Origin of the sequence: Klebsiella sp. MS 92-3 (assembly GCF_000195655.1) — a bacterium.
Taxonomy (GTDB): Bacteria; Pseudomonadota; Gammaproteobacteria; order Enterobacterales; family Enterobacteriaceae; genus Klebsiella; species Klebsiella pneumoniae.
This window is the reverse complement of the sequence record NZ_GL882756.1, coordinates 22,451-36,135: the sequence shown is the minus strand read 5'-3', so window position 1 is coordinate 36,135 and position 13,685 is coordinate 22,451. Positions and strand designations below refer to the sequence as shown.

The window sequence follows — 13,685 nt, the reverse complement described above, 5'->3', positions numbered from 1 at the left end:
CCCCGGGTGGCCGGATTTGGCTTTCTGTACCGCGTCCATGCTCAGGGCGCGCAGCGCGTTGGCGCATTGGCAGCGAATGGTTTTTGTCGTCTTCATCAGTCTTTATCCCTGCGGCTTACAGCATCTGCTGAATCTGTTGTTCCAGTTTCACCTGATCGACAGCAAACAGTCGGATCCCTTCCGCTAGTTTTTCCACTGCCATGGGATCCTGATGATGCTGCCAGAGGAACTCCGCCTGCGTCATCGGGCTGGGACGGGTTTCCGTCACGCAGCCGGGGGTCAACTGGCGGGTCAACACTCCTTCGCTGGCCGCCAGCTCGTCCAGCAGTGCCGGAGAGATAGTCAGGCGATCGCAGCCCGCCAGCGCCTGGATCTGCTCAATTCGACGGAAGCTGGCACCCATTACCACCGTGTCATAGCCATGGGATTTGTAATACTGATAAATCTGGCGCACGGAGACCACCCCCGGGTCGCTGTCCACCTGATAGGCTGACTGCGGCTGGTGCTTCTGATACCAGTCGTAGATGCGGCCCACAAAGGGCGAGATGAGAAAGACGCCCGCTTCGGCGCACGCCCGGGCCTGAGCGAAAGAGAACAGCAGCGTCAGGTTGCAGTTTATACCGCTCTGCTCCAGCTCTTCGGCAGCGCGAATGCCCTCCCAGGTGGCGGCGAGCTTAATTAAAATCCGCTCGGGACCAATGCCATTTTTTTCATATAACTGGATGAGCTTGCGCGCCTTCGCGACGCACATCCCGCGATCCCAGGCAAAGCGGGCATCCACTTCGGTGGAGATACGCCCGGGCACATGGCGCAGCACCTCGCTGCCGATATCCACTGCCACCTGATCGCAGGCGTTAATCAATTGCGTTTCTGCGCTGCCTCCCTGGCGGCGTGCCTTGCCAATCGCATCGGCAATCAGCGGCTGATACTGCGGCAGCTGCGCGGCCTTCAGCACCAGCGAGGGGTTGGTGGTCGCATCCTGGGGTGCAAACTTTTTAATCGATTCAATATCGCCGGTATCAGCAACAACCGTGGTGTATTTTTTCAGTTCGTCTAACTGGCTCATCATCTGTTCCTTATCTTACGACTGCGGAGATTAATCTCTGGCATGCTGGTGTTCGTAATAATCAATACGTTCCACTTTGGGCGCGGATCCGCCGCCTTCATATTCGGACTCAAGCCACGCCTGAATAATTTTTTTGCCCAGCTCAGCGCCAATCACCCGCGCGCCAAGGGTAATAATCTGCGCGTTGTTACTTTTACGCGCTCGCTCGGCGGAGAAGGTATCGTGACACTGTGCGGCGCGGACCCCGGGGACTTTATTGGCCACAATACTCATCCCAATGCCGGTACCGCAGATCAGGATCCCACGCTCGTGTTCGCCCTGTTTAATCGACATCGCCACCGCATGGGCAACATCCGGATAAACGGTACTCCCCTGGCGTTTATCGCTGCTGTAATCCGCGACGTTAATTCCCAACCCATTCAAATAAGCGACGATGGAATCGCGAAAAGCATAGGCGGCATCATCCGCACCAATAGCGATTGTTTTCATGGTTATTTCCTTAATTTAACAGTACGTCTTAATGACAATTCGGGTAAAACGAAATTTGGTCGCCAGGCTGAATAATTTGTGGTGGTTCGCCGTAAAGGTGTACCGTCCCGGGTAATTCAGCGATATCTGCGCCATCAAAATTTAGCGTGATATGGCCAAGCTGTCGTAAATTTGCCGTTGCCACACGGCCTACCGCGGTCACCCGATAATTTTTATCATTTAATTTCATTTGCTGACCAGGCGATAACTCGGCGGTCAGTTCGCTGGCCTGGTGTACAGCGCAATAACTCGCAATATTGTCGGGAACGGCATCGGAGAATAAAATAAGCCGCAGCTCCCGCAGAGAGTACTCAACATATTCCCCGACGGCGGTAATCCGTAATGAATACAACGGCACGCTCATACTATTTGTGTCCTTTGGCGGCAGGGGAAGATAATGTCACGCTCTCTTCACTTTTCACCTCTTTCAGCGGTTCAGCGGCTGGCGCACGCTTTTTCAGCCGTTTATCAAACCAGGCGACCAGTATCGGCGCGGTGATCATGGTGATAATGCTCGCCGTCGCCAGCTGCGCGGTAGCGGCATCCACGTACATCGCCAGCGAATGATCCGCCTGGGCAACCATCGCCGGCGTCAGCGCCGAGCTGGCGGCGGTGGTTCCCAGCGCGGCGCCCAGCGCGCTTTTCTTCTTCAAAAACAGGTTGTAGATAAAGTAGAACACAATCCCGGTTAGCGCGGAGATAATCCCCAACAGGATCCCGGACAGCCCGGCGGTGAACACCGTATTGATACTGGAGTTGGCGCCGATGGCGAACGACATAATAATGATCACCAGCGGCTGCGCCGCAGCGCATAACTGTTTAAAGCGTTCGTCCAGATTGCCCCACAGCATGCCAATCAGCAGTGGGATCAGCATCGACAGCAGCGCGGCGAAGGGAATATTGGCCAGGCCGCTGACGCCCAGCACCATCATGGTAACAAACGGACCATCCTTGATGCAGAATACGGAGATCGCCCCGGCATCACTGGCATCGCCATAGTTGCTGCACAATGCGATATAGAGGGAGCTGTTCGAGCTGGTCAGGCAGGCAATCAGCGCCAGGGTCGATATTCCGAGAAAACCGCTCGGGCCAAACAACGTTCCCGCAACCCATACCGCCAGTGCCCCGGCCAGACATTTGAGAAACAGCAGCACGGCGCCTTTATAGAGCGGCAACCCGGCCTGACGGATATTGATCGAGGTTCCGCAAATGAGCAAAAATATGCCCATCATGGCGCTGGAACCGACTTTAAATAAGGCGGTGGTCGGGCCGCCAATGCTGAGCACCTGGGGCGCGAAAGTATTAATTAATATAGCCACCAGCAGTGGAATAATAATTAACCCACCGGGCACCTTATTCATTTTATCAAGTATATTAATATTCATAGGGTAACTCTTAAATTAAGATTTAACAGAGATAACGACGCAATACTACCCTGACGACCATTACGTCGTTTATTAGTTATTAGATTACTGGGTTATTGCTGTGCTTCCTGATAAATTCGGTCAACAATGATGCTAATAATATCTTCCGGTCCGGTTAGCCCTCCTTTCCCGACGCAAATTAAGCCGGCATAATCGCCGCCAATGATCCGCACCATATCGGTTTGCGGGATGACATAGTCAATCATTTCTATTCCGGTGGCGCCCAGCTCTTTTAGTACATTGACCATGGTGTCACCACCGGTCATATACAATCCTTTAATTTCACCCGACGCACAGTTAAGCACCTCGCGCACAATACTGCCCAATCCGTGGTTAATATTTTGCGCAGCCTCACCGTGGGCCAGACCAAATCGCTGCTCCTCTTCCTGAAGGTTTAGCAACCGCCCGGTCAAGGCGGACTCAAAAACAAAGAGCGCGTTGTGCTGCGCCGGAACGCACTGTCGGGCATGCTGCACCACGCGATTGACTTCAATCTCAGCGGCGTTTTTCCGGTCAACCAACAGCTCGGCATCCACCGGGATATGGCAGACCCGGGCATCATTAGCGATCAAATACTGGAGCTGTTTTTTGGTTACTGGCGTTGCGCTGCCGGCAACGATCAAAATCGAGCCGCGCTGGCCGTCCGCTGTCAGGCTCGCGGGCGCGCTGCTCCGCGCTTCGCGCATCAGGCCGCGACGAACCGCCAGCCGTTCGGTAAAGGGCCCCGGATCGACGGCCAGCACGTTCCAGTTCAGGGACACTACCGCCCCGGCGATGGCATCGACATCGTCGACGGTTATCGCATCGACCACTATCACCCGCACGCCGCGCTGTTGTTGTTCCTGTAAATCCTGCTGGATTTGCCCTTCGCCTTTCATCACCGATGTCAGCGCGATATGCCCGACCTGATGATGGGTCTGCGCCGCCAACAGTCCCGGCACCCACGACTCGGTGACCGGGGTACGTACATCGCGAGCCACATCGGTCCGCGACAGGGCTACCGAATCAATCACCGAGTAACCGCCGACGAGAATACGCCGTGACTGCGGCATCGCCGGCACCACAACCGCCACCGTCTCCTGCGGCAGTTGTTCCAGCATGGCGTCGATTTCAAATCCGATGCCGCCGCGCAGCGTGGTATCAATCCGCTTGGTGAAGTAATGCGCGCCGCGAGCCTGCAGCTGTTTCACCGCAGCGCTCACTTTGTGCTGGGCCTCCGCTTTCGGCAATGGGCGGCTGTCGCTGCTGACCACCATCGCCGGATACTCTACCTCATTGCGGGCGAAGGATTCGGTATCGAAAAACGCGGCGGTTTTTAAACCACTGCGCGCCAGCAGCACCCCGACGGTAGTTGCCCCGGTCAGATCGTCAGCCACGATCCCAAGCTTTCCGCCTTCCCCTTGCGGCCAGACCATCTCAATGCAGGCTGGCGTCACGCCGGAGACGTAGATCCCTTCGTGTATAAATTCCGCCAGCGGGCCGCTTTTACCGGTGGGATGCAGGTTAATGGTGGGAATTCCCCGCTTCGGATAGAGTCCGCAGCGCAACGTGCCGCCGCAGTCGATGACCATTAAACCAATCTCTTCCGCCGGCGGTTCGCCATTCTTGAATACATCAATGGAAGGCCAGCCGGTCAGTTCGCTCAGGCGGTCGACGACCGGGGGACGGATCCCCCCGGTGATGTACGCAATCTTTTTCCCCTGACCTGGCGTGATAGTCAGCGGCCCGCCCCAGCCCTTACAGCCCTTGCTAATCAACAGATGTTTTTCCATTTCTCTGTCCTCGTGATTCGCATGAACCTCAGCGATTATTGATGCTTCATTTTCCAGTAACGGGCCGCCACCAGCGTCGACTCCAGCATACTGACGGTCCCCGCCTTACCGGTACCGGCGATATCAAACGCTGTCCCATGGTCGACGGAGCTGCGCATAAACGGCAGGCCGAAGGTAATGGTGATCGAACGTTCAAAGTCGAGGGTTTTGCAGGCAATATGCCCCTGATCGTGATACAGCGAGAGAATGGCGTCGTAGCGCCCCTGTTTGCCGAGATGGAACACGGAATCGGCCGGAACCGGCCCGATAGCGTTGATCCCCATCTCCTGGGCCGCTTTCACCGCCGGGATCAGATTGTCAGCCTCTTCGTGACCAAACAGACCATTGTCGGAACCATGCGGGTTCAGGGCGGCCACGGCAATGCGCGGATTTTTGATGTTCAGGGCGGTAAATTCATGGTGGATCTGCTGAACGCAGGCCAGCACTCGCGCTTTGTTGGCATAGTCACAGGCTGCTTTTAGCGCCATATGACGGCTCACGAAGAAGACGCGCAGGTTGTGGACGTGGAACATGGTCAGACCGTAATCAGATTGGGTTTCCACCTGATAGATTTCGGTATGGCCCGGGAGCTTACATCCTGCCAGCTTGATGGCTTCCTTATGAATTGGTGCAGTAGAGACCACGTCGATCAGCCCCGCTTTACCCAGCTCGATCGACTTCATCACATAGTCCAGCGACATTTGCCCCGCCAGTTTCTGCACCTTGCCCCATTCGATACTGTCGCAATCGTAGTCGCCAGTTTCCAGAACATCCAACGTCCCCCAGCTAAAACGGGCCTCCTGCGGATGGGCAATTTTATGGATAGCAAAATCGCAGCCCATGATTTTCATCGCCCGGCTGATAATCGGTACCGAGCCGATCAGGAACGGTTTGCACTCGTCATACACGCTTTTGTCCATCATGGTGGCCACGGTGATCTCCGGGCCGATCCCTGCCGGATCGCCAATGGTAATCGCCACAACGGGTTTTTTCTCTGCTGACATCATGCGCCTCTCATTTTTTCAGTTGATTGTTCATATGTTCAATACCAAATCATATGCTCAAAACATTACCTGATGAATGAGCCGCCATGAGTGATGAAGATCACATAAAAAAATTCATAGATTTTTTTCATCGAAAAATGTGATCTAACATATGTTCATACAGTGATAAAAAGTTCAACCTCAATACAGGGTATGGCCCCGTTTCTGGCAAGTATTTGATTTTATTAAGAGGAGAAGCAATGATGACCCCGATATGGTTAGGAACCAGCTGGAAAATGAACAAGCCGCTGTCCCAGGCCATGGCCTGGTGCGAAACGCTGGCAGCGCGGATGCCGGAGGGCTGTCACCCTGCTATTCAGCCCTTCGTCATTCCCCCCTTCACCGCGATCCAACCCGTCAGCCATTTTCTGCAAACGCATCAGTTACCGCTTCTGACCGGCGCGCAGAATATGCATGAAGCGGATCAGGGCGCCTGGACCGGGGAAATCTCGGCGGCCATGTTGGCAGAAACCGGCGCCACACTTGTTGAGCTGGGACATTCAGAACGACGCGCCGCCTTTAATGAAAGCGATGCCGCGATTAATCGAAAAGTGCATAGCGCCTTAGGTCATGGCCTGCGCCCGCTGATCTGTATTGGCGATAGCGCCGAGGAGAAACGCTGGCAGGTGTCGCGTGAAAGCGTGGTGCGGCAGATGAAGATCGCCCTGTATGGCCTGAGCCACCAGCAGGCGCTGCGGACCCTGATTGCGTATGAACCGGTGTGGGCCATTGGCGAACATGGTACGCCCGCCTCACCGCAGGAGGCGGGTGTCATTCATCAGGCGCTACGTCAGGCGCTTTGCGAGCGGTTTGGTCACGAGACGGGAACCCGTATCCCGCTGCTCTATGGCGGCAGCGTAACGCTGCAAAACGCGGTGGAATTGCTGCGCCAGCAGGAGATCAATGGGTTGTTTATCGGCCGCGCGGCCTGGGACGCGCAAGGCTATTGCGACATTGTTCAACGCGTTACACAGGAATTTATTTTGCAGGCGCAGTAATATAAAAGGGACACCAGAGATGGAAATTCCAGGCCATGATTGAACAAGACTCAGATTACGCCCTGCTCACTGAAATTGCGGTGGCTTATTACGATCAGGAACAAACGCAGGAAGAGATCGCCAAACGATTCGGCATTTCGCGTATCAAAGTCGGGCGCCTGCTGAAAAAAGCGCGCCAGGAAGGGATTGTTGAGATCAGCGTCAAATACCATCCGGTCTTCAGCTCCCAGATTGAGCAGCAGTTTATTTCGCACTTTGGCATTAAGCGCGCGCTAATTGCCCTGGATCACCATGATGAAGATGAACAGCGCCAGCAGGTGGCGGCCCTGGTCAGTAACTACCTTGCCGGGGTGTTAAAAAACGATATGACGGTCACCGTTGGTCAGGGGCGCAATGTGGCCGCGGTGGCGAATCACGTTGGCGTGTTTCCTGAGCGCCACTGCCGCTTTATCTGCGGCATCGGCGGAACCAAGCGTGACAATCAGCTGATTGACGCCGACCACATCAGCCGGAATCTGGCGCGCAAATTTAACGGCTTCAGCGAAACGCTTTACGCCCCGGCCTATGTGGAAACCCCGGAGCTGCGCGCGGCCTTTATGCAAAACCGCCTGATTAAGGCCACGCTCGAACAGGCCAGCAAAGCTGACGTGGCGATCATCGGCCTCGGCGATATGAATGAAAACAGCTTTATGGTGCAGCTCGGCTGGTTTACGCCGCAGGAAATTGCCACTGCGCGTCAGGAACAGGGGGTGGTGGGCGATCTGGCGGGGTACAGCTTTTTCAATATTCAGGGCAAACCCGTCGATACGGTGATGAATGACCGGGTCATTGGCTTAAGTCTCGAACAGCTGCGGGCCATTCCCTGCGTCATCGCTATCGCCTCCGAAAGTACGAAAGCGACGGCGATCCTGGGGGCATTACGCACCGGGGTTATCGATGTGCTGGCTACCAGCGCCTCGAACGCCCGTTCGGTCATTAATATGCAAAAGGCGCTATAAATAAGCCACGGCGCAGGCGGCGGATCAGCGTTGACCGCCGTCGCGCTGGCCTTTGCCCTTCCCTTTTTCGGCTCGCCGCTGCACAAAATCTTCAATGATGCCGACAACCCAGTTGAGAGGTTTCCACAGCACCACCAGCAGCAGCAACGGGCCGTATATTCGCACACCGCCCGTCGCGACCTGACCGGTCAACAGCAGGGCTAAGATATCCAGCAGCAGGCACAATGCGCTGCCAGTGCCGAGGAACAGACATAGCAGGAAGAGGATCGGTCGGCTATCGGCGTGTAGCGGTAAAGCGCGCTGGCTCCAGACGCCAACGATAATGGCCGCGATCAACATGATCGCTTCGATAACCAGCGGATTATGCATGGTCTGACTCCTGTCATGACGTGACATCCTTGTCAGCAGCGCTGCCGGCGGCCGTGGGCTGCGCCCTGGCTACCGGCAGGCGGCTTCAGTTTACAGCGCGTTTTCCTGCAGCAGCTTATCGATAAAGGCGGGTACCACTTCGCTTGCCAGCCCGTAGTGCTTCTCGGCAAACTCGCTGCCCACCTGGCTGGGCTCCAGGTTCAGTTCAACGGTATGGGCGCCGTGCAGTCGCGCCTCGTGCACAAAGCCAGCCGCCGGATAGACATGGCCGGAGGTGCCGATGGCGATAAAAATATCTGCGTCGGCCAGCGCGCTGTAGATCTCATCCATCCCCAGCGGCATTTCGCCAAACCAGACCACGTGCGGACGCAGCGCCGCCGGGAACTGGCAGCAGTGGCACTTGTCCTCGGCGGTGACGTCGCCGGTCCACTCCAGCACCTGGCCGCTCCACGAACAGCGCACCTTTAGCAGCTCGCCGTGCATATGGATCACCCGGCGGTTGCCGGCGCGCTCGTGCAGATTATCAATATTCTGGGTGACCAGCAGAAAATGGTCGCCCAGCAGATCCTCCAGACGCGCCAGCGCCAGATGCGCCGCGTTCGGCGCGATTTCCGGACTCTGCAGCTGACGACGACGGGCGTTGTAGAACGCCTGCACCAGCGCCGGATCGCGGGCGAAGCCTTCCGGCGTCGCCACATCTTCCACCCGATGCTCTTCCCACAGGCCATCGGCCGCGCGGAAGGTTTTGATCCCCGACTCTGCCGAGATGCCCGCGCCGGTTAACACCACCACTCTCGGTTTTGCCATCGCTTCAGGCTTCATCCTGTCCTCCCTAAAGAAAATCCGCTGACGCAGACGGTCACGCAACCGACGTTTATTGCGACGAAAACGGCTCAATCGATGTAAACGGCGCGACTGCATAGCTACCTCTGTGATTAATGGGTCAGGTGAAGGAAGGCCGCACCGCGCATTCCCCCGGCATCGCCGTGGCGCGCGCGCTCAATGCGCGGAACCCTGGCGACCGGCAGAAGATGGCGCGGCAATCGTTGCGCCAGCCCTTCGCTAATGGCCGTAAAGTTAGATAATCCACCGCCGAGCACCAGCAAATCCGGGTCGACAATGGTCAGTATATTCCCCAGACACACCGCCAGCAGATCGAGATAGCGCTCAACGTGCGCCTGCGCGCGCGGATCGTGCTGCTGCCACTGCGCCACAATCTCCGGCGAGGAGAGCGGTTGCTGATAAAAATGTTCGTACAGCCAGGCGAAACCGCGACCGGAGAGATAATTTTCAATACAGCCCAGCTGGCCGCAGCCGCAGCGCAGCAGCGGAAAATCGCGCCCAACCACCTCCAGGGCATCCACCGGCAGGCGAATATGACCGAACTCGCCGGTGATATAGCTATGGCCGGTAATCGATTTACCGTTCAACACCAGGCCGCCGCCCACGCCGGTGCCGAGGATCAATCCCATCACCAGCGGGTATTGCGTAAACTCATCGTCCCACGCTTCCGACAGCGCGAAACAGTTGGCGTCATTATCGAGACGCACATCGCGCCCCACCCGCGCGCTGAGGTCAGCGCGCAGCGGCCGGCCGCTGGCGGCTGGCACGTTAGCGGCATACAGCGTGCCGTCCGCCGTTTCCGGCATTCCCGGAATACCGATCCCGACCGAACCCTGCTGGTCGAAGCGCTCATCGGCCTCGCGGACCAGCGCCTCTACCGCCTGGAGAAAATCCTCATAACTACTTTTCGGCGTGGCGACGCGTTTTTCCCACTGCAGTCGCCGCTCCTGATTAAATACGCCCAGCGCTATCTTGCTGCCGCCAATGTCAAATCCATAATACATTTCAGCAATTCCTCTTGTGTCGTCAGCCAGGCCGACGATGACGATAAATTACTGGCCACTCAGCACCCTCGCCGGGTCGATGCGGCTGGCGCGGCGGGCGGGATACCAGCTGGCCAGCAAACTCAGCAACAGTGCTGTCACCAGCACATAAAAGACGTCCAGCCAGTGCAATTCTGACGGCAGGAAGTCAATAAAATAGATGTCGCCGGAGAGGAATTTATGCCCAATCAGGTATTCGATGCCGTTGATGATCGACGTCAGGTTCAACGCGCAGATCACGCCGATCACCACCCCAAACAGGCTGCCTACCGATCCGGCTAATAAACCATACCACACGAAAATCGCGCGAATTAAGCCGTCTTTTGCGCCAAGCGTGCGCAGCACCGCAATATCGCCGCTTTTGTCTTTGACCGCCATCACCAGCGTCGAGACGATGTTAAAGCAGGCCACGCCGATCACCAGCACCATCGCCAGGTACATAATGGCGCGGATCATCTGGATGTCGCGATACATATAGCCATAGGTGCCGATCCAGCTCTTGATGTAGACGTAGCTGTTGGTCACCTCGCCGGCGTCGCGTACCAGCTTGTTAGCATGGAAAACGTCGGTGACCTTGATGGCGATGCCGGTCACGCTGCCGCCCATCTCCAGGTACTGCTGCGCATCCTGCATCGGGATCATGGCAAAACTATGATCGAGCTGGCCGCTCAGCTGTAAAATTCCGGTCACATGCAGCCTGACGCGTTTTGGCTGCAGCAGCTGATGGTCGGCGTCGGCATTAGGGATCATGATCGACACCCAGTCCCCCTGCTTCACGTGCAGGGCATCGGCGACCCCTTTGCCCAGGATCACTTGCTGTTCGCCAGCCTTGAATCCGGCCCACGCGTTATTCTGCACAAAGGTAGGCAGCGCGCTGAGCTGGCTCTCCTGCTGCGGGTCGACGCCTTTCACCTGGATGGCGCGCATATTGCTGCCGCTCTCCACCAGGCCGGTGAAGTTAATATAGGGCGCTGCCGCGACAATCCCCTTCACCTTCTGCACCTTCGCCAGCGCTTCCTGCCAGTTATTCCACGGCTGATTCACGGGTTCGATTTCGCCGTGCGGTACCACCGCCAGCACGCGGTTATTCAGCTCGCGCTCAAAGCCGTTCATCGCGCTGAGGCCGACGATCAGCACCGCCACCCCCAGCGCAATGCCGATGGTGGAGATCACCGAGATCAGCGACACCATGCCGCCGCGCCGCCGGCCGCGGCTGAAACGCAATGCAATTAGTAACGATAACGGAGACGCCATTACTCGGCCCCCATCAGGGTCAGGTCGGCGGTCAGACGGCCATCGCGCATCTCCAGCTGGCGGCTCATGCGCTTCGCCAACTGCAGGTCGTGGGTCACCACCAGAAACGCGGTGCGCTGCGCGACGTTCAGTTCGCCCAGCAGCTGGAAGATGCTGTCGGCGTTGCGAGCGTCGAGGTTACCGGTTGGCTCGTCCGCCAGCACCAGCCGCGGTTTATTCACCAGCGCGCGGGCAATCGCCACCCGCTGGCGCTCGCCGCCGGAGAGCTCCGACGGACGGTGATGGCTGCGGTGTTCAAGCCCGACCGCCTGCAGCATCGCTTTCGCCTGGCGTTCAATATCCGCCGGCTTCTTTTTGCCAATCAGCAGCGGCATCGCCACGTTTTCCAGTGCGCTAAAGTCCGGCAGCAGATGGTGGAACTGATAGATAAAGCCCAGCTCGCGGTTACGCAGGTCGGCGCGCGCGGCGGTGGATAGCTTGCTCATCGGCTGACCGGAGAAAATCACGTCGCCAGAGGTGGGCGTATCCAGGCCGCCGAGCAGATGCAGCAGCGTACTTTTGCCAGAGCCGGAGGTGCCGACGATAGCCATCATCTCGCCTTCACCAATGCTGAAGCTGACATTGTGCAGGACATCGGTTTGCACATTGCCTTCCTGATAGCGTTTGCACAGGTTGTCGCATTGCAGCAGGATCTTATTCATAACGTAAAGCCTCAGCGGGTTGGGTGGCGGCAGCGCGCCAGGAAGGGTACAACGTAGACAACAGGGCCAGCACCATCGCCACCAGGGCGATAACAATGACCTGCAGCGGCTCAATCGCCACCGGCAGCGCCGCGCCGTCAAGGAAGGCGCCGATGATCGGCATTAAATTATTCAGCTGGCTGGCCAACAGGGCGCCAAGCACCGCTCCCAGCAGCGCGCCGACGATCCCGGCGCTGGCCCCCTGCACCATAAAGACGGCCATAATCTGCCTCGGCGTCAGCCCCTGGGTCTGGAGGATCGCCACTTCGCCCTGCTTCTCCATCACCATCATCCCCAGCGAGGTAATAATGTTGAAGGCCGCGACGGCGACGATCAGGCTCAGCAGCAGGCCCATCATATTTTTCTCCATGCGCACCGCCTGGAACAGTTCGCCTTTGCGCTCGCGCCAGTCCTGCCACTGAGTTCCCGGCGGCAGCGTCTGCTGACTCAGGGTGTCGACCTGCAGCGGTTTATCCAGCCACAGGCGCCAGCCGGTGATATTCCCCAGCGGATAGCGCATCAGACGGGAGGCGTCGTCGATGTTGGTCAGCATCTGATAGCCATCGACTTCGCTGTTGGCGGCGAAGGTGCCGATGACCGTGAACAGACGCTGGCTCGGCACGCGGCCCATCGGCGTAAACTGACTCGCGGAAGGAACCATCACGCGAATTTTATCGCCGCGATTAACCCCCAGCTGGCCCGCCAGTTGCTCGCCGAGAATAACGTTATATTTTCCCGCCTGCAGATCGCTCTGTTTGACGTTCACCAGGTATGGAGTCAGGGGATCGTTCTGCGCCGGATCAATGCCCAGCATAACCCCGACCGCCACGCTGCGCGCGCTCTGCAGCACCACGTCGCCGGTGGTGATCGGCGCTACGCGGGTTACCCCATTAAGTTTCGCTTCGCGCTCCGGCAGTTGCTGAGGGTTCACCGAACCCTGTTTGGCGCTAAGAATGGCCTGTGGCATCAGCCCCAGGATGTTGTTTTGCAGCTCGCGTTCAAAGCCGTTCATCACCGACAGGACCGTCACCAGCGCCATTACGCCAAGCGTAATACCGATAGTTGAGAGCCAGGAGACGAAACGACCGAAGCGGTCGGCTGCGCGCCCGCGCATATAGCGTAGGCCGATAAAGAGTGCGGCAGGTTGGTACATGTCATCCATCTGGTTGCTGATAGCCGATGCCCGAGTATATAAGCGATTAGAGGCAGCGTAAACGACTGATACATGACGACTTTATTAGCAATAACCCTAAAAACCAAGTAAATACAAACGGATAGATAAGTACTTACTTATTTATCTTTACGCTTATCGACAGCGCTGACCTTTCTTCACCCAATACGCGATGGCAATTCGGGTTGGCGAATCCAGACCAATCGCGGATAATCTCACTATTGAATATCAGCGAGTTGCCCTCCATATCGGCAGAGCGAATCCCTAAGAGATCATGAAACCGTCTATGCCTGAACAATATCGATACTCATTGCCGGTCAAAGCCGGCGATCAGCGCCAGCTTGGCGAGTTGACCGGCGCAGCCTGGCCCCCCCCCCCGGGGGGGGGGGGCGGGGGG

General features: G+C 57.3%; 17 protein-coding genes. 3 read left to right on the top strand and 14 right to left on the bottom strand.

The annotated features are described in order from the left end of the window. The 7 genes from HMPREF9538_RS33305 to pdxA form a co-directional block, all read right to left on the bottom strand. The coding region (locus HMPREF9538_RS33305) for a hypothetical protein (protein WP_141690108.1) at positions 1–96 on the bottom strand (96 nt) is incomplete at its 3' end. 19 nt (positions 97–115) lie between these two features. After that, on the bottom strand, positions 116–1,066 hold the full coding sequence (tal, locus tag HMPREF9538_RS21710; protein WP_004147958.1) for a transaldolase: 951 nt from the start codon (positions 1,064–1,066) through the stop codon (positions 116–118). A 30-nt stretch (positions 1,067–1,096) separates the two neighbouring features. Continuing rightward, entirely contained in the window at positions 1,097–1,555 is a 459-nt protein-coding gene (gene rpiB / locus HMPREF9538_RS21715; protein ID WP_004179338.1) for a ribose 5-phosphate isomerase B, read from the bottom strand. A 28-nt stretch (positions 1,556–1,583) separates the two neighbouring features. Next, complete coding sequence (locus HMPREF9538_RS21720) at positions 1,584–1,958, bottom strand: PTS glucitol/sorbitol transporter subunit IIA (protein ID WP_009484249.1); 375 nt, start codon at positions 1,956–1,958, stop codon at positions 1,584–1,586. Position 1,959: 1 nt separating this feature from the next. After that, positions 1,960–2,979 carry a 2-keto-3-deoxygluconate permease gene (locus HMPREF9538_RS21725; RefSeq protein WP_004211827.1) on the bottom strand — a complete coding sequence of 340 codons (1,020 nt, stop codon included), beginning with the start codon at positions 2,977–2,979 and terminating at the stop codon, positions 1,960–1,962. A 92-nt stretch (positions 2,980–3,071) separates the two neighbouring features. After that, on the bottom strand, positions 3,072–4,790 hold the full coding sequence (locus HMPREF9538_RS21730) for a four-carbon acid sugar kinase family protein (protein ID WP_004211825.1): 1,719 nt from the start codon (positions 4,788–4,790) through the stop codon (positions 3,072–3,074). A gap of 35 nt (positions 4,791–4,825) precedes the next feature. Then, positions 4,826–5,833 carry a 4-hydroxythreonine-4-phosphate dehydrogenase PdxA gene (gene pdxA, locus HMPREF9538_RS21735; RefSeq protein ID WP_004179336.1) on the bottom strand — a complete coding sequence of 336 codons (1,008 nt, stop codon included), beginning with the start codon at positions 5,831–5,833 and terminating at the stop codon, positions 4,826–4,828. A 242-nt stretch (positions 5,834–6,075) separates the two neighbouring features. On the opposite strand from pdxA, the gene HMPREF9538_RS21740 reads away from it, so the two are divergent. Together HMPREF9538_RS21740 and HMPREF9538_RS21745 are read left to right on the top strand one after the other, a co-directional pair. Next, positions 6,076–6,870, top strand: a complete 795-nt coding sequence (locus tag HMPREF9538_RS21740; RefSeq protein WP_004211823.1) for a triose-phosphate isomerase — start codon at positions 6,076–6,078, stop codon at positions 6,868–6,870. A gap of 35 nt (positions 6,871–6,905) precedes the next feature. Continuing rightward, positions 6,906–7,868: a sugar-binding transcriptional regulator gene (locus tag HMPREF9538_RS21745; protein WP_004140612.1), complete on the top strand. Its 963-nt coding sequence runs from the start codon at positions 6,906–6,908 to the stop codon at positions 7,866–7,868. Between the two features lie 24 nt (positions 7,869–7,892). Here the strand turns inward: HMPREF9538_RS21745 and HMPREF9538_RS21750 are convergent, their stop codons facing one another. The 7 genes from HMPREF9538_RS21750 to HMPREF9538_RS32095 form a co-directional block, all read right to left on the bottom strand. Beyond that, positions 7,893–8,237, bottom strand: coding sequence for a hypothetical protein (locus HMPREF9538_RS21750; RefSeq protein WP_004183647.1), 345 nt, complete (start codon positions 8,235–8,237; stop codon positions 7,893–7,895). A 90-nt stretch (positions 8,238–8,327) separates the two neighbouring features. After that, positions 8,328–9,158, bottom strand: coding sequence for a Sir2 family NAD+-dependent deacetylase (cobB, locus tag HMPREF9538_RS21755; RefSeq protein ID WP_004176563.1), 831 nt, complete (start codon positions 9,156–9,158; stop codon positions 8,328–8,330). A 14-nt stretch (positions 9,159–9,172) separates the two neighbouring features. Next, on the bottom strand, positions 9,173–10,084 hold the full coding sequence (nagK, locus tag HMPREF9538_RS21760) for an N-acetylglucosamine kinase (RefSeq protein WP_009484247.1): 912 nt from the start codon (positions 10,082–10,084) through the stop codon (positions 9,173–9,175). Between the two features lie 48 nt (positions 10,085–10,132). Beyond that, complete coding sequence (gene lolE, locus HMPREF9538_RS21765) at positions 10,133–11,377, bottom strand: lipoprotein-releasing ABC transporter permease subunit LolE (protein ID WP_004176565.1); 1,245 nt, start codon at positions 11,375–11,377, stop codon at positions 10,133–10,135. Continuing rightward, a complete protein-coding gene (gene lolD / locus HMPREF9538_RS21770) occupies positions 11,377–12,078 on the bottom strand; it encodes a lipoprotein-releasing ABC transporter ATP-binding protein LolD (RefSeq protein ID WP_002900798.1) in 702 nt (233 codons plus the stop codon). The genes lolE and lolD overlap by 1 nt, the downstream gene beginning before the upstream one ends. Continuing rightward, positions 12,071–13,270 (bottom strand): lipoprotein-releasing ABC transporter permease subunit LolC, encoded by a 1,200-nt coding sequence (lolC, locus tag HMPREF9538_RS21775; protein WP_004176566.1) that lies wholly within the window; start codon positions 13,268–13,270, stop codon positions 12,071–12,073. The genes lolD and lolC overlap by 8 nt, the downstream gene beginning before the upstream one ends. 133 nt (positions 13,271–13,403) lie before the next feature. After that, on the bottom strand, positions 13,404–13,535 hold the full coding sequence (locus HMPREF9538_RS32095; protein WP_004140630.1) for a hypothetical protein: 132 nt from the start codon (positions 13,533–13,535) through the stop codon (positions 13,404–13,406). A 39-nt stretch (positions 13,536–13,574) separates the two neighbouring features. Here HMPREF9538_RS32095 and HMPREF9538_RS33300 point away from each other — a divergent pair. After that, on the top strand, positions 13,575–13,685 hold a 111-nt coding region (locus HMPREF9538_RS33300), incomplete at its 3' end, for a hypothetical protein (protein ID WP_416352768.1).